Origin of the sequence: Moritella marina ATCC 15381, assembly GCF_008931805.1 — a bacterium.
Taxonomy (GTDB): domain Bacteria; phylum Pseudomonadota; class Gammaproteobacteria; order Enterobacterales; family Moritellaceae; genus Moritella; species Moritella marina.
In genome coordinates, this window is sequence record NZ_CP044399.1 from 4,321,862 (window position 1) to 4,338,862 (window position 17,001).

A 17,001-nucleotide genomic window follows, 5' to 3' on the forward strand; every position below is an offset into this window, starting at 1 on the left:
ACATGGAAAGGTTAACTGTTGAACTGGGTGAGCGGAGCTACCCTATTTATATTGGTGATGGCGTATTAACGCAAGTAGAGCAATTTAAGTCTGCAATAACAACCAATAAAGTCGTCGTGATCTCAAACGATACGGTTGCACCCTTGTATTTACAACGCGTTCAAGCATTGTTACATGACTATGAATTTGACAGTATTATTCTTTCTGACGGTGAGCAATTTAAAACCTTAGATACTTTAAATGAAATATTTACCGCGCTACTGCGTGAGAATTGTGGACGTGATACCACGTTAATTGCTCTCGGTGGTGGTGTTATTGGTGACATGGTTGGCTTCGCAGCCGCCTGTTACCAACGCGGTATCCCCTTTATCCAAATCCCGACGACGGTGTTGAGTCAAGTTGATTCCTCTGTTGGCGGTAAAACGGCAGTTAACCACCCGTTGGGTAAAAACATGATTGGCGCTTTTTATCAGCCCAATGCTGTTTTTATTGATACGGACTGTTTAGCTACCTTGCCTCGACGCGAACTGGCGGCTGGTATGGCTGAAGTCATTAAGTACGGTATTATTTATGATGCTGACTTCTTTACTTGGCTAGAAGACAACATGACTGCACTGATGACGCTTGATACTGCGGCATTAGAATATGCAATTTATCGTTGTTGTGAAATTAAAGCTGAAATTGTTGCTATTGATGAAAAAGAACAAGGCTTACGTGCGCTATTAAACCTTGGCCACACCTATGGTCATGCTATCGAAGCTGAAATGGGTTATGGCGTCTGGTTGCACGGTGAAGCGGTAGCTGCGGGGATGATCATGGCTGCACAGACATCGGCAGCAATGGGGTTGTTGACTGCAGCGCAAGTGGCGCGTATCGCAAGGCTCATTACAGCGGCGGAATTACCGTTACTGGCACCTGCAGAAATGGACTTTGATGCATTCATGCAACACATGAAACGTGACAAAAAAGTCCTTAACGGTCAACTGCGTTTCATCCTGCCAACTTCAATTGGGAGTGCTGAAGTGTTATCGACAGTAACAGAAAACACATTACGTGATGTGGTTAACTTCCATAATCAGGCGGACTCTAGTGCACTATTCAGTTCAAACTGAAATTTATTCTCAAACGCAGTTGAGTGAACGGCTGCGTCATCTCACACAATTCTCTTCACATTTATTATTCGTCAGCGGTGCTATCGGTTCTGGTAAATCAACAGTATTACGGCATCATGTAGAATCAGATTTAAATCAGAAAACAATTACGCTTGATGCACAGCAGTGTCATGATGATGTGGCCTTACGAACGTTTTTATTACAACAGATTAGTTATGATGGTCGTTTTAATAGTCGTATTCCACTCGTTGATAGCTTAACGTTGTTTGCGCAGGAACTCGAATATGAGCTGACACTCTGTATTGATAATGCCATGGCATTGTCGGCTACTAGTGTTGCTGAATTTGCCCAATTAGTCGAACTAAGTCTTAATAATAGAATTAGCATTAAAGTAAATATCATTTTATTTGCAGAGAGTCAGTGGGTTGATATAACCCTGCTGCAGTTTGCAAAATCAGCAACCAATGTATTGGAGTTGGAAATGACGGAACTTGATCCGCAAGCCGCAGTAAAATTTGTAGAGCAACAGTTTAATAACGCAGGTTATAAGCCTACATTCGTCAATCAGGACGCGATTAATCGTCAAATTGAAGCCTGTCAGGGTAACCCTGGCAAGTTAACTAAATGTGCGCAAGCGATTATGCAGGGGCAGGTATATAGTCCTGATTCAGCAGTGGTTGACGTAGCAGGACAATCAACAAAAAAAGTAAATAAATCCTTCTATTTAGCCGGTATTATTGCTGGACTACTATTGCTGGGTAGTGCTGGCTCATTTTTATATGATGCTTATCAGACGGAGCAACAGGAAGTGGCTGATAGTATGCTCGGCGGTGCGTTGCAGGATGATTTCGCCGATGTGCTGATGACGGATGCTGAAATCGATGCCAATGCCAATAGCAATGCCAATAGCAATGCGGCGGATATGAGTGCTCCGCAAATGTTTGCCAGTGATTGGGATGAAGAAATGCCGACTGAAATAGGTCAAACCATAACGCTTACTAATCCTGCCGTCGCCAAACCCTCTGTGGCAAGTCAAAAGCAACGCGTGGTGATTGATGATGCTGCGGTTAATAAGATGTTAGCGAAGCAAAATGCCGCCAACCCAAGTGTGCTCGTGGATAGTAAAGCAGACATCGATAACGTTGCAGACAACGCCGTTAAAGCAACGATAAGTTCGCCTACATTAATTGCGGGCAAAGCGTGGGTGATGGCACAACCGGCGAAAAATTATACATTTCAAATTGCTGGTTTAAGCCGTGAAACACAGTTAAAACAATATTTAAACGAGCATGAATTGCCTGAAGGTATCTGGACTTATCAAACTGTGCGAAATAGCAAACCTTGGTATGTGGTTCTTTACGGTAGTTTTAGCAGTGCTGAACAAGCGAACGCAGCAAAGCTCAAATTACCAGCGGCAGTACAAAAAGATAAACCGTGGTTAAAGCTATTCACCCAGATACAAAGAGATTTATAAAAAAACAGCGCAATTTAGCTGTAATCCATGTACAATCGGCCCCCTTTTATTTAGCGGTATAAGTCACAAAATGCAGAAAACGCGAGCCTTCTTAAAATGGGCCGGAGGTAAGTATTCTCTGGTTGATCATCTACGTGAAAAATTACCGCAAGGTAAGCGTTTAGTTGAACCGTTTGTGGGTGCTGCGTCAGTATTTTTAAATACTGACTATGACGAATACCTGTTAAATGATATTAATCCTGATTTGATTAATATGTACAAGATCCTGCAAGAAAAACCAGAGCAATTTATTGCCGATGCGCAGCGTTTCTTTACCCCTGAATTTAATGATAAAGAACGTTATTATAAAATTCGTGAAAAATTTAACAAAACCACCAATCCTTATCAACGCTCGTTGATGTTCTTGTATATGAATCGTCATGGTTTTAATGGTTTATGCCGTTATAACAAATCAGGTGGTTTTAATGTGCCTTTTGGTTCTTACAAAAAACCGTACTTCCCCTTAAAAGAGCTACGTTTCTTTGCCGAGAAAGCCAAAAAAGCCACGTTTATTTGTGAATCATACTCAGATGTGTATAAGCGTTTAGAAAGCGATGATGTGGTTTATTGCGATCCTCCGTATGCACCATTAAGCACGACGGCAAGTTTTACTTCGTATGCGGCGAACGGTTTTAGTCTTGATGATCAAGCTTTACTGGCTAAAGTGTCACGCGAAACGGCACAAGATAGAAATATTCCGGTATTGATTTCGAATCATGATATCCCGTTAACCCGTGAGCTTTATCATGGCTCAACATTTGAAGTGGTGCAGGTAAAACGTACTATCAGCCGTAATGCCGGTAAACGTAACAAAGTTGACGAGCTACTCGCGCTGTATAGATAAATTTAAATCGTTAAATTCACGCTTATTGGCGAGAATCGCCCTACATACCTCGCTCAATCCTCAGTTGTCAGTATTAATCTGGTTTTATTATTTTACCCTAGGGGCTAACTTAGGGTAAGATTTACGCAGAGTAATGGAATAACAACAACTGAGAGCATGCCAAATGAAAAACTTTCTGATTGCCCCTTCTATTTTATCGGCTAATTTTGCTAGCTTAGGTCAAGAAGTCGATGCTGTTCTGGCCGCAGGTGCCGACGTCATCCACTTTGATGTGATGGATAATCACTATGTACCTAATCTAACGATAGGTCCTATGATCTGTAAAGCGTTACGTGACCACGGTGTTACTGCACCCATTGATGTGCATTTAATGGTGCGTCCTGTTGATCACATGATTAATGAATTTGCTAAAGCGGGCGCAACCATGATCACTTTTCATGCGGAAGCGTCAGATCATGTTGACCGATCTTTGCAACTAATTAAAGAACACGGCTTAAAAGCGGGCTTGGTATTTAATCCAGCAACACCGCTGCATCACTTAGATTATGTGATGGATAAATTAGATATGATCTTGCTGATGTCAGTAAACCCTGGTTTTGGTGGTCAAAGTTTTATTCCTGCGACATTACAAAAATTACGCGATGTACGAAAATTAATTGATGCCAGCGGTCGCGATATTATTCTAGAGATTGATGGTGGCGTTAAAGTAGATAATATTCGTGAAATTGCAGAAGCGGGTGCCGACATGTTTGTTGCGGGCTCTGCGATTTACGGCCAAGCAGACTATAAAAAAGTCATTGATGAAATGCGTTCGGAGTTAGAAAAAGCCAATGTTTAAGCTTATTTGTTTTGATTTAGACGGTACCCTTGTTGATAGCGTACCTGATTTAGCCGCAGCAGTTAATTGCATGCTGAGTGATTTTGACCGTGCTCATTTTTCGGAAAATGAAGTACGTGGTTGGGTTGGCAATGGCGCACAAGTATTAGTACAACGTGCATTATCTGGCAGTGTGAATATTGCCGATGATATTGACCCGGCATTATTTAATGATGCACTGGCGTCATTCTTAAAGCACTATTCTGCCAATGTTTACACACACAGCGTGTTGTACCCAAATGTGAAAGAGACATTAACTGCATTGCGCGATGCCGGCTTTAAGTTGGCGATTGTTACCAATAAACCTATGATACAAGCTATACCAGTACTTGAATTAGCCGGTATTAGCGAGTTTTTTGAAGTGGTATTGGGTGGCGATTCTCTTGCTGAGAAAAAACCGAATCCATTACCGCTATTACATTGTTTAAATCATTACCAACTTAAGGCTGAAGATGCCTTGATGGTGGGTGATTCTAAAAATGATATTATTGCAGCACAAGCGGCGAGCTTTACTAGCTTTGGTTTAACCTATGGTTACAACTACGGTATTCCAATTAGCGACAGTAATCCTGATTTTGTGGCCGATGATTTCAGTGAGCTATTAGCTGCAGTGAAATTGAAATAGCAGCAGTGAAATTGAAGTAGTCGATTGACTTACGTAACGACATTAACATGATTGGGTAAGCAGATGCGCTTGCCCACAATTGAAAAATTAAGATATTGGGAAATATATTTATGACAAAACCTGTGGTATTAAGTGGTATTCAGCCTTCTGGTAGTATGACGATTGGTAACTATATTGGTGCCATCAACCAATGGCTGGACATGCAGGAACACAGCGACTGTCATTTCATGCTTGCGGACTTACATACCATCACGGTACGTCAAGATCCGAAAGAATTTAAATCTCAGGTGCTTGAAGGCCTAGCAATGTATATTGCCTGTGGTTTAGACCCTGAAAAGTCGACTATCTTTTTACAATCTCAAGTGCCTGAACACGCACAATTGAGTTGGTTGCTGAACTGCTATACGCAGATGGGTGAACTAAACCGTATGACGCAGTTTAAAGATAAATCGAACAATTCGAGCAGCAGTAACTCAGGTTTATATACTTACCCGGTATTGATGGCTGCAGACATTTTACTTTATCAAGCTGATGAAGTGCCAGTTGGCGATGATCAAAAACAGCACCTAGAATTAGCGCGTACTATTGCGACCCGTTTTAATAATATCTACGGTGATGTTTTCAAAGTGCCAGAGCCGATGATCCCAACGTTTGGCGCTCGTATTATGAGCCTGCAAGATCCGTTGAAGAAAATGTCTAAGTCAGATGATAATCCAAAAGCCTTCATCAAATTATTAGATGAGCCGAAAAAGATTGCCAAGAAACTGAAAAGTGCAGTAACAGACAGTGATGAACAAGCGCGTATTTACTTTGATAACAAAGAAAAGCCGGGTGTATCTAACTTACTGACATTGCTTTCTGTTGCGACTAAACGTCCAGTTGCTGATCTTGTGCCTGAATACGAAGATAAAATGTATGGTCACTTGAAAGGTGATACTGCAGACGCAGTAGTTGCGATGATCGAGCCTATTCAAGCGCGTTACCACGAGTTACGTGCTGATGAGACAGAACTGAACCGCATTATGCGTATCGGTGCTGAGAAAGCCTCTGAGCGCGCTGCACCGACATTAGCCAAAGCCTATGAAGCGGTTGGTTTTATCTCGAATAAATAGTTTATTACTGCAGTGACAGACTATTAATCGCATCGTGAGCGCCCTATATCTAACGGTATAGGGCTTTTTTGTGCCTAAAATTAAAGTAAAAAATACACCTTAATACCTGACAATACGCTGTTTGTTGCCACGCTCGCTAAGATCATCCCCATTACTTTACTGATAATACTCGCGCCGCTGTTGCCGATGAAGCGATGGATCCAACTCGCTGCTAGCATCAAGATAAACGCGATAAACAACACGGACAACATAACGCCAGCAGTTTGCATTTGCTGGAACAGGCTAAAACTCGAATTTTCAGTGAGTAGTACAGCCGCGAGCATTGCTCCTGGGCTAGCAAGAGAGGGCACTGCTAATGGGAAAATAGCCGTTTCGGTGCTGTCTTTTACCATCTGCATTTCGGTATCGGGTTTGCTATCACCAAATATCATAGTTAACGCAAATAAAAACAATATTATTCCGCCAGCAATTTCAAATGCCGGTAGTGGAATATCAATAGCCGTTAAAATCAGCTCTCCAGCAATGATAAAAAACAATAAAATGAGTGCTGCTGCACACGCTGCTTGTAACGCGATTTTACGCTTTTCTTTTTCATTAAACTGGCTGGTTGCGGCGATAAATACGGGGACTGTGCCCACTGGATCTATGACTGCAAAGAAAAATATAAATACCGATATGTAATCAATCATCGTAGTTTCCTATTCGCTGGTATTGATTGTGAGGGAATAGGGTGTGTAATGCTGGCGTGGTGGTTTTTATAATGAGTGTTAACACATTATTCATTGGTAAGGGGCTCCTGTCATACTACTGAGGTTTAATTATAGGCGTTAAATAACGGTAAGTTTATAGAACCATATTGTACCTTGTATAAATTAAGCTTTTATTTAATAAACGGTAATATGTAGGTGTTTTACGTATGTTTACATACAGAGGCTGGTTTATGCTTAGAATTGCTAACTAAACAACGAAATAGACAGCGCAAACAGCAGTAATAACGAGATCACTTGCCAGAAGCGTTCTGGATTCTTTTCAATCAAGGCCTGTTTACGGTTGTTTTTGTATTTAGGGTTGGGGTGTTGTAACTCATGTAAAAGTTCGGATACGTCGGCGTGGCGTTTGTTCGGATTAAAGCGTAAACCTTTTTTGATGGCGCCGTCTAACCAAAATGGTACTAACGGGTTGAGCTCATAAGCCGGAATATACTTGGTATTAAGATAAGCCTTCTGGGTACGGCAGGTTTCTAATTTACCATTAAAAGGCTGTTTTCCTGTGAGCATTTCAAAGATGATCACCGACATCGCGAAGATATCTGATTGCGCGGTACTGTCACCATTGATAACTGTCTCAGGTGCAGAATAAGCTGCGGTGCCCAAAATCTTATCGCGTTGTAATGGGGTGGCAATTTCTGCAATGCCTTTGACAAAACAAGAACCAAAATCAATGATCTTAACTTGGCCGTTATTATCAATCATGATATTGCCCGGCTTTAAATCTTGATGCAGGGTCTCTTTGCGATGAAATGCCCGTAGACCTTTAATTACCTGTTCGACGATATTCAGTACATCTTGGACTGGTGGGTTAGGGTGCTGGTTTATCCATTGTTCTAAGGTAATACCCTCAATCACTTCCATAAGGTAGTAGAGGTGACTTTTCTGCCGGTTGGTTTCGACAATCTTTAAAATGTGTGGGTTATTTAAGCGCGTACCAATCCACGTTTCCATGGTGAAACGTTCGATATAAGCATGATCATCAATGTAGTTTACCGAGGGGGCTTTCATGCAGTATTGCTGTTTGGTCTCCTTGTCTTCGACTAAATATAGATGACTGCTGCTACTGGCATGTAGCTCTTTAATGACCTTTAAGCCATCAATGGATAATCCCTTGCGCAGCGCGGGTGGAAAAGGCATTGAAGCTAGGTGTACATGGACATCTTCAGCGCTTTGCTTGGGTAGAGTATCAATGCGTAATAACTGACAACTGATATTATCATTACTGTTATTGGCGAGAGCATGTTGGATGAGTTGCTCACAGCAGGCCTCAAAATTACTTTCAGCAGCTTGATGTGTTTGCTGCAGCATGTCACGTAATTGTTTATCGTTAACAAAATCATGTAAACCATCGGTGGACAGTAAAAATACATCGCCGACCTGTAGCTCGACTTCTTTATAATCGACTTCAAGCGTGACATCCAATCCCATCGCACGAGCGAGATAAGACTGTTTATTATTGACGACTGTGGTGTGATCACGGGTTAACTGTTCTAGGCTGTTATCACGTAAACGGTATATACGAGAATCACCGACATGCAATAAATGCGCGGAATGGGATTTAAATACGATGGTACTTAGTGTGGTGAGATAGCCTTTTTGGGCATCAGCAAACTGTCGCCCTTGACTATACAACCAGCGATTTAATGCGGTAAGCACCTGACCTGTAGATTTACCGACAGACCAGGTTTCAGGGGTAGAGTAATAATCAGATAAAAAATTATGTACGCAGGTTTCACTGGCCTCTTTACCGGCTTCAGACGCACTCACACCATCGGCGATAATCGCGACAGCACCTTTCGTTGTCAGCAGTAAATCATCAGGGATACGAATACCTATGGCATCTTCATTTTGAGCTTTGATACCCTCGATCGAGCGCTGACCTATGGTAAAGGTGGCGCCGCCCTGTAAATGCCATGGCGACATAGCAACTCCCTGATAGTCATGGTCATAGTAATAATAGTAAAAAATTAGTCTGCGTAATGCATTATGCCGTTACTTCCACTATGCCATCAGTGACACGTACCGCATAAACAGGGACCGATAAGGTTTCATCTTCGAGACATTCACCTGTCGTAAGGCTAAAGTGTTCTTTATACAAAGGTGATGACACGGTCAATTCATCCTTTACAGACGTGATTAAACCACGTGATAACACATTGGCTTTACTCGCTGGGCAGTAATTATCAATCGCAAATAACTTGTCTGTTTTACGATCCAAGAAAATAGCAACTTGTTTACCGTTCACTAATGCACATACACCAGCATCTGGTGTAAGTTGTTCTTTGGCAATAATTGGAGTCCAAGTAGTCATAATTAATCCTTAAGTCTGGTGTTAGCGGGCTATGCACCCGCTTATTACATTATCTGTTGTTGTGGCGCTGAATTAATATCAAGTGTTCGACTTAACTCACTTCCAGCACCGGGATCTGACCGGCGCGTTCAGCGGGTGTCGCAGGGCGAATTTGGTCACGCACTTCAACAAATTGTACTGTGCTGTCTTGTTCTTCAGAGTTAATGAAGTGCTTAAAGCGTAGTAGCTTTTCAGGGCTTTCAATCGTTGTTTTCCACTCACATTGGTAGTTGGCAATGTTGGCTTCCATTTCAGATTCAAGCTCAGTGTTAACACCCAGTTTGTCGTTAATAACGACGTCTTTAAGGTAATCTAAACCACCTTCCATATTTTCTAACCAAACCGATGTACGTTGTAGACGGTCTGCAGTACGGATATAGAACATCAATACCCGGTCAATATATTTGTACAAGGTATCAGTGTCTAAGTCGGTAGCGAATAAATCGGCATGACGTGGTCGCATACCACCATTACCACAAACATAAAGACCCCAGCCTCCTTCCGTCGCAATAACGCCGATGTCTTTACCTTGGGCTTCTGCACATTCTCGAGTACAACCAGAGACACCAAACTTAATTTTATGGGGTGAGCGTAACCCTTTGTAACGGTTCTCAAGATCAATCGCCAGTGACATACTGTCTTGCACACCATAACGGCACCAAGTACTACCCACACACGATTTTACGGTACGCAGTGATTTACCGTAAGCGTGGCCTGTTTCGAAGCCTTCACGGATCAACCATGCCCATATGTCAGGTAATTGATGCAGTTGTGCACCAAATAAATCGATACGTAGACCACCTGTTATTTTGGTGTATAAGCCATATTCTTTCGCTACTTCACCGAGTACGATTAACTTTTCAGGGGTGATCTCACCGGCTGGGATACGTGGTACAACAGAGTACGTACCGTCTTTTTGCATGTTACCCAAGTAAACGTCATTGACGTCTTGCAGACCAAGGTGATCGTCTTCGAGAATATAATCATTCCAAAATGACGCCAGAATATTAGCCACTGTCGGACGACAAACTTCACAACCATGGCCAGCGCCGAACTCGGTGATTAATGCTTCGAATGTCTTAATGCGTTTAACGCGTATTATGTCAGCCAGTTCAGCGCGTGAGTAAGCAAAATGCTCACACAGGTCAGTGTTAACTTCAACCCCCATGCTTGCAAGCTCGGCATTAAGTACTTGCGTGACGAGGGCGCTACAACCACCACAACCGGTCCCGGCTTTGGTGATTGTTTTAATATCGCCGATGCTGGTTGCACCATCTTGTACCGCTGCGCAAATCTGACCTTTTGTCACATCAAGGCATGAACAAATAACGGCTGAATCAGGCAGAGCATCAACCCCCATAGTGACCGCACCACCTTCTGCTGGTGGCACCAACATATTTTCAGGCGAGCCGGGAATATCCATGTCGTTTAAGTAAATTTGTAACCAAGTACCATAGTCTTCGGCTTCACCAACCATCACCGCGCCAAGTAACTTCTTACCACATTCGCTAATGACGAGTTTTTTATAAACTTGGTCTGCTTCGTTAGTGAATACATAGTTTTGTGCGCCTTGTGCATTACCATGTGCATCGCCAATACTGGCTACGTCAACACCAAGTAATTTCAGCTTGGTACTCATGTCTGCACCGGTAAACGTTAACTGACCTGCGCCAACAATGTGGTCAACAGCCACTTTCGCCATTTGATAGCCTGGTGCTACAAGACCAAAGATCCGCCCCTGCCATAATGCACACTCACCAATCGCGAAAATGTTTTCGTCAGAGGTTAAGCAGTTATCATCAATTTGGATACCACCACGTTCACCGAGTGTAAGGTCGAATGAGCGGGCTAATTCATCCTGTGGACGGATACCTGCCGAGAAGATGATCATGTCTGTTTCAACGTGCGAGCCGTCAGCAAAATTCATGCGGTAGCGGCACGTTTCACCTTTGACAATTTCTTTGGTATTTTTTTCTGTGTGTACTGTTACGCCCAATGCTTCAATTTTATTACGAAGAATGGCGCCGCCACCGTCATCGACTTGCACAGCCATTAAACGTGGTGCAAATTCCACTACGTGGGTTTCTAAACCTAATTGTTTGATCGCATTTGCTGCTTCAAGCCCCAATAGACCACCACCGATAACCACACCGACCTTACTTTCTTTGGCAGAGGCGGTGATGTCTTCTAAATCTTCAATCGTACGGTAAACTAAACAATGGTCTTGGTCTTTACCTGGAATAGGTGGCACAAAAGGGTATGAACCCGTCGCCAGCACTAGTTTGTCGTAACTCTCGATGCGGCCTTGTGCTGTGGTGACTGTTTTAGCGTCTTTATCGATGCCAACAACTTTATCGTTTACAAAATATTGCACGCCGTTGTCATCATAGTATTCTGGTGATGTCATCATTAAGTCATCAGCTGTTTTACCACTGAAGTAAGCACTTAATTGAACGCGATCGTAAGCAAGACGTGATTCTTCACTGAATGTGGTGATTTGTACTTCAGCCATTTTTTCTTGTTGAATAAATTGGTCAATGAAATGGTGACCTACCATGCCGTTACCGACAACTATAATTCTTTTCATGACATGCTCCGTTATGCGCTTAATTCTTGATTTTTTGCCGCTTGCTCGAGATCTCGCCAGCTAAGTTGTTCTGCAAGTGAGACAACTTGGCCGATAACGATCAGGCTAGGGCTTTGTAATTGGTGTTCAATCGCCAGTGTTGGCAGTGTCGCAACAGTGCCAACGAATTCTCTTTGTTGTGGTGTCGAACCGTTTTCTATCAAGGCTGCTGGGGTATTGCTATCTAAACCATGACTGAGCAGTTGCGCTGAGATTTCCGCTAATTTACCTAATCCCATATAGAACACTAAGGTGTGCTCAAGGTGCGCTAGCTGCGACCAATTTAGATCTAGCTGACCATTCTTTAGATGGCCAGTAATAAAGGTGCAGCCCGTTGATAGCCCTCGATGGGTTAACGGGATACCTGCGTAAGCTGTGCACCCTGATGCAGCTGTTACGCCGGGAACGACGATTGTTTTTATATCATGGGCATGGAGCACCAGCTGTTCTTCACTACCGCGGCCAAATACAAAAGGGTCTCCGCCTTTTAGGCGACAAATATTCAGACCTTGTTTAGCTTTATCAACCATGAATAAATTCAATTGGTCTTGGGGAATACAATGGTCAGCTTTTTTCTTACCCACATAGATTGCTTTGGTGTGGGGTGGAAATAAGGCTCTAATGTCTTGGCTCACTAAGTTATCAAATAAGATAAGGTCAGCATTTTCAATCGCCTTTAATGCCTTTAATGTGAGCAATTCTGGATCCCCCGGACCTGCCCCCACTAATGCTACTTGACCTCGGCTATTGTTATTTTTTGATTGCGCTTTGGTAATTAATTCAACTGTCATGACTCACATCCCTGTAGTACTGCTCTGCATTATTCCTTACTGACAGACTAGCTAACGCAAAGACAGTGCCAACTCTGTAGTTAATGTTTTAGTTGTTGATATTTAAGGTTTTATTGTTATTTCTTGTTTTGTGTAAAGTTTTTAGCGTGATTACGCACTGTGATGTTGCACCAGTTTTTCCTTTATCGCACAGCCATGGTGCAGCTTAGAGTGGATGGGTTATCCTCGATGTGGTTAAAATGCATGAACGTGTCGATAAATAGCAGGAAGATGTCTGCGTTTATCAGGTTAAAGAAGCACATCATCCTTTTTGTGGGTGTTTAAAGTAAGCTGGCTTGGTTATTGCTCTTCTGTGTTTATAACATGCAGAGTAATTCAATGGAGACGTCTTATGATTTTCGGACGCAAGGATCAAAAACCTATTCGCATTGCGGATAAACAGGTTAAAGAATGGAAATACACAACGTGTGGATATTGTTCTACAGGTTGTTCTATCGAGATCGGTATGAATGAGCAAGGGAATGCTGTTGCGAGCCGAGGCGTTGCTGACGCTGATGTGAACCGGGGTAAATTATGTATTAAGGGCATCTTTGAGCATGAATTATTTGATGCTGCTGGGCGTGGTAATAACCCGCTTGTACGTGGGCAAATTCATGACCAGTACCAAGAAACCAATTGGGACAGTGCGCTTGATACCATGGGCGATAAAATTAAAGCGATTCAAGATCAGTACGGTAAAGATGCATTTGCTATCGTATCTACGGGTCAATTACTAACAGAAGAGTTTTATACCTTAGGTAAATTAGCCCGTGGCTGTATTGGTACCAATAACTACGATGGTAATACTACTTTATGCATGGCTTCTGCCGTATCGGGTTATAAGCGTTCGTTTGGTTCGGATGGCCCTCCGGGTTGTTATGATGATTTTTCCCATACCGATTGTTTGATTGCGTGGGGATCTAACCTGCCTGAGCAACATCCGGTTATTTACTGGCGCTTAAAAGAAGCCAAGGAAAAACGTAACTTCCCGCTTATCGTGGTCGATCCGCGCGTTACTATGCTGGCGCAGTTTGCTGATATCCATTTACCTATTAGCCCAGGTACCGATATCGTCTTACAGAATGCATTAATGCATGTGATCTTAAAAGAAGGTCTCGAAGACAAAGAGTATATTGAAAAATACACCACAGGTATTGAAGCATTAACCGCTTGTGTTGCCGAGTTTGATCCGACATCCGCGGCTAAAATATGTGGTATTGATGAAGATACCATTCGTCATGTCGCACGCTTGTTTGCTAAAGCAGGTAAAGCGATGAGTATCTGGACCATGGGACTGAATCAAAGTACCCATGGCAGTGATGCGATCACAGGTTGTAATTCACTCTCGCTTATCACTGGTAATATAGGCGTCCCGGGTGGCACCAGTTTATCGATTACCGGTCAATGTAATGCCATGGGCACACGTGAATGGTCCTCTTGTTCTGGGCTGCCTGGTTATCGTTTATTAGAGAAAGAGCAAGACCGTCATGATATTGCAGAATTCTGGGGTATTGACCCTGAATTCTTCCCGAAAAAACGCGGCTTAGCCCAAACCGATATTTTCCCTGCCATTGAAACAGGGCAAATCAAAGGCTTGTGGCTGGTGGCGACAAATCCAATGACGTCGATGCCGAATACTTCGCGTATTCGTAAGACGCTGGAGAAGTTAGATTTCTTAGTGGTACAGGACGCGTATCAAGATGTAGAAACAACACAATATGCACATATGTTTTTACCTGCTGCGGTATGGGCAGAGAAGGAAGGGGTATTCACCAATACCGAACGCCGTGTTAACCGGGTGACGAATGTACAAGCACCGAAAGGTAATTCTAAGTCCGACTTTTGGATCTTCTCGGAATTATCGAAACGTTTTGAAAATGGTCATAAAATTACTTTCCCAGTGACGACCCAGGAAGCGTTTGAAGAAATGAAAACCCTCTCTAAAGGCGCGGGTCGTAACCTGGATATTTCCGGCATGACTTACGAGAAAATTGAACAAGCCCGTGGTCTACAGTGGCCATACCGTGAAGGCGCAACAGATAACGACGAAGGTGCGCGCTTGTATACCGATGGCAAGTTTGCCACGCCAACAGGTAAAGCCAATCTAATCCCATTACCTTGGGTTGATAATAACGAACACCCTTGTGAAGAATACCCATTCTGGCTCAATACTGGTCGTGTGGTTGAGCATTTTCATACCCGTACGCGTACCGGGAAAATGGGTAACCTGAACAAATATAGTCCCACTCCGTATATGGAAATGAACCCTGATGCTGCAGCTAAGTTAGGTATTAAACATCAAAGTTATGTGCGTATCGCTTCTCGTCGTGGCGATGCGGTGGTGATGGTGCAATTAACCCAACGTGTCGCGCCAAATTCCGTGTTTATTCCCTTCCATTTCCATGATTGTGTCAATCGTTTGTGTCTTGGGCTACTTGATCCGCATTCGCGTCAACCTGCATTTAAGCAGAGTTCGCTACGTATTGAGCATGTCGAGCAGAAGCTGGCAGCGAAAATGAACCGCGAAAGACGGACATACTAAATCATATTCGGAATGCACTGCCATAGACGAGCATATTGGCTCACCAGTAATGCGATAACATAACAGGGATAAATTATGTTAGACAAGTTAGAACAATTTAGAGACCGCCTTGATCAAATTGGTGCGCCAGAAAAACCCGTTGTTAAAGCGGGGACACCTATCTTTGAACAACGAGTCGGTGAACAAGGTTACGCAAAATTAGCCGATGTAGAAATATTTGATGTTAATACCTACGGTAAAAAAATTGATTTAATCGAACGTACCGAAGGTAAGTTACCGGCTGGCCGTTCGATGAATATTAATGAAAATAAAGCGGTGGGTGATAACCCTCATCGTAATAAACAACATGCTTTTCACTTTACTGCAGATAACTGCATTGGTTGTCACGCCTGTGAAGCGGCGTGTAGTGAAAAGAATGATAACCCAGCCCATATTGCTTTTCGTAGTGTGGGTTATGTTGAGAGCGGCAGTTATCCTGATTACAAACGCATTAATATCTCCATGGCGTGTAACCATTGTGATGATCCGGTTTGTTTAAAAGGGTGTCCAACCAAAGCCTATACCAAGCACGTTGAATACGGCGCGGTATTACAAGATCCGGATACTTGTTTTGGTTGTGGTTATTGTACTTGGGTTTGCCCATACAATGCCCCACAGCTTGATCCGATTAAAGGTCAGGTATCAAAATGTAATATGTGTGTGGATCGTCTGGAAGTTGGTTTGAAGCCTGCCTGTGTATCAGCTTGTTTAGGTAATGCGCTTAACTTTGGTGTGGTAGAAAATACCCCAGAAAATCGAGTGCAAGCGAAAACCTCGATGCCGGGTTTCCCTGATCCAAGTATTACTAACCCGAACATTCGTTTCCAACAAACCAGTAGTACTCAGCGTGAAATGACGCGTACCGATAACATGCCGCTAAAATATCATAAACAAGAAGACGGATCATTTCGCTCTGTTGTTGATGAAAAAGACGGTAAAGAACAATCGTGGAACTTGGGGCGTTTGAGTTCTCGTGAGAATCCATTAGTGATATTTACTTTGTTCTCGCAAGCGGCGATGGGGGCATTTGCACTTATCTTCCTTGGCCCATTATTGGGTGTCGATAGCTTAATAGGGTTTTCGACATCAGGTGCTGGCCTGTCATTGCTGGTATTATTAATGGTAATGCAGGCGATAGGCTTATTAATGTCGACATTGCATCTAGGTAAACCAAAACGTTTCTATCGTGGGTTTAATAATTTAGCCCATTCGCCAGTTAGTCGAGAGGGGTTAGGCGTTGCGTTATTCTTTGGATTCATGGGCGCATTTACTTTTTTCCAAGGTGTTGCTTGGTTCTTTGAGTTAGGTTTGTTTAGCTATATAGCGAATGCTTTTGGTATTTTGGCACTAATAGGCAGTGCTGGTGGTTTGTATTATATGTACCGCAGTTACCGTATCAAAGCGCGTCCGTTTTGGGATCATTGGCAGACGGCTTGTGCTTTCCTTGGTTCTGCGATAGCACTGGGCACGGTATTAACGGCGTTAGTTGCCGTGATTGGCACCGCTGGTAATAAAGGTGTTGGATTGTATCCTTTACTGCTTGAGCTCACGCCGATCGCCATTACAGGTTTAGTGATTGAAGCATTTGGTCTGTACATGCATGCGAAGCACCTGAATGTAGAGCAGGGCGAAGGTGCTGCACAATGCATCCGTGTGCGGTGCGTTCTTTTGGAAAAATAAAGGCTTTGAACAGCATGCTCGTGACGTTGGCCTGGCTGATATGCCACAAGTGGGCGTTGTACCTGACTTGCACTAAATTAA

The 17,001-nt window shown here is 43.1% G+C and carries 13 protein-coding genes; 8 read left to right on the forward strand and 5 right to left on the reverse strand.

Annotation, left to right across the window (positions count from 1 at the left end; all coding sequences use genetic code 11):
- Nucleotides 1-2: 2 nt before the first annotated feature.
- From aroB to trpS, 6 genes are all read left to right on the forward strand, one after another.
- Complete coding sequence (gene aroB, locus FR932_RS19475; RefSeq protein ID WP_019443233.1) at nt 3-1,112, forward strand: 3-dehydroquinate synthase; 1,110 nt, start codon at nt 3-5, stop codon at nt 1,110-1,112.
- Nucleotides 1,090-2,586, forward strand: a complete 1,497-nt coding sequence (locus FR932_RS19480) for an SPOR domain-containing protein (RefSeq protein WP_019443234.1) — start codon at nt 1,090-1,092, stop codon at nt 2,584-2,586. The genes aroB and FR932_RS19480 overlap by 23 nt, the downstream gene beginning before the upstream one ends.
- 70 nt (nt 2,587-2,656) lie before the next feature.
- A complete protein-coding gene (locus tag FR932_RS19485) occupies nt 2,657-3,469 on the forward strand; it encodes a Dam family site-specific DNA-(adenine-N6)-methyltransferase (protein WP_019443235.1) in 813 nt (270 codons plus the stop codon).
- A 163-nt stretch (nt 3,470-3,632) separates the two neighbouring features.
- Nucleotides 3,633-4,307: a ribulose-phosphate 3-epimerase gene (gene rpe / locus FR932_RS19490; RefSeq protein WP_019443236.1), complete on the forward strand. Its 675-nt coding sequence runs from the start codon at nt 3,633-3,635 to the stop codon at nt 4,305-4,307.
- Complete coding sequence (locus FR932_RS19495) at nt 4,300-4,971, forward strand: phosphoglycolate phosphatase (protein ID WP_019443237.1); 672 nt, start codon at nt 4,300-4,302, stop codon at nt 4,969-4,971. The genes rpe and FR932_RS19495 overlap by 8 nt, the downstream gene beginning before the upstream one ends.
- Nucleotides 4,972-5,081: 110 nt before the next feature.
- Complete coding sequence (trpS, locus tag FR932_RS19500; RefSeq protein WP_019443238.1) at nt 5,082-6,083, forward strand: tryptophan--tRNA ligase; 1,002 nt, start codon at nt 5,082-5,084, stop codon at nt 6,081-6,083.
- Between the two features lie 80 nt (nt 6,084-6,163).
- Here trpS and FR932_RS19505 read toward each other — a convergent pair whose 3' ends face one another.
- The 5 genes from FR932_RS19505 to cobA all read right to left on the reverse strand — a co-directional run bounded on the left by FR932_RS19505 (nt 6,164) and on the right by cobA (nt 12,620).
- Nucleotides 6,164-6,772 (reverse strand): MarC family protein, encoded by a 609-nt coding sequence (locus FR932_RS19505; RefSeq protein ID WP_019443239.1) that lies wholly within the window; start codon nt 6,770-6,772, stop codon nt 6,164-6,166.
- Nucleotides 6,773-7,036: 264 nt separating this feature from the next.
- The gene (locus tag FR932_RS19510) at nt 7,037-8,776 is read right to left on the reverse strand and encodes a bifunctional protein-serine/threonine kinase/phosphatase (protein ID WP_019443240.1); all 1,740 of its coding nucleotides are present in this window, start codon (nt 8,774-8,776) and stop codon (nt 7,037-7,039) included.
- A gap of 61 nt (nt 8,777-8,837) precedes the next feature.
- Nucleotides 8,838-9,164, reverse strand: coding sequence for a nitrite reductase small subunit NirD (gene nirD / locus FR932_RS19515; protein WP_019443241.1), 327 nt, complete (start codon nt 9,162-9,164; stop codon nt 8,838-8,840).
- Nucleotides 9,165-9,255: 91 nt separating this feature from the next.
- Nucleotides 9,256-11,790 carry a nitrite reductase large subunit NirB gene (gene nirB, locus FR932_RS19520; RefSeq protein ID WP_019443242.1) on the reverse strand — a complete coding sequence of 845 codons (2,535 nt, stop codon included), beginning with the start codon at nt 11,788-11,790 and terminating at the stop codon, nt 9,256-9,258.
- Between the two features lie 11 nt (nt 11,791-11,801).
- Nucleotides 11,802-12,620, reverse strand: coding sequence for a uroporphyrinogen-III C-methyltransferase (gene cobA, locus FR932_RS19525; RefSeq protein ID WP_019443243.1), 819 nt, complete (start codon nt 12,618-12,620; stop codon nt 11,802-11,804).
- A gap of 391 nt (nt 12,621-13,011) precedes the next feature.
- Here cobA and FR932_RS19530 point away from each other — a divergent pair, with 391 nt between their 5' ends.
- Nucleotides 13,012-15,201 carry a molybdopterin oxidoreductase family protein gene (locus FR932_RS19530; protein WP_019443244.1) on the forward strand — a complete coding sequence of 730 codons (2,190 nt, stop codon included), beginning with the start codon at nt 13,012-13,014 and terminating at the stop codon, nt 15,199-15,201.
- 75 nt (nt 15,202-15,276) lie between these two features.
- Nucleotides 15,277-16,920 carry a DmsC/YnfH family molybdoenzyme membrane anchor subunit gene (locus FR932_RS19535; RefSeq protein WP_244963929.1) on the forward strand — a complete coding sequence of 548 codons (1,644 nt, stop codon included), beginning with the start codon at nt 15,277-15,279 and terminating at the stop codon, nt 16,918-16,920.
- Nucleotides 16,921-17,001 lie beyond the last annotated feature (81 nt).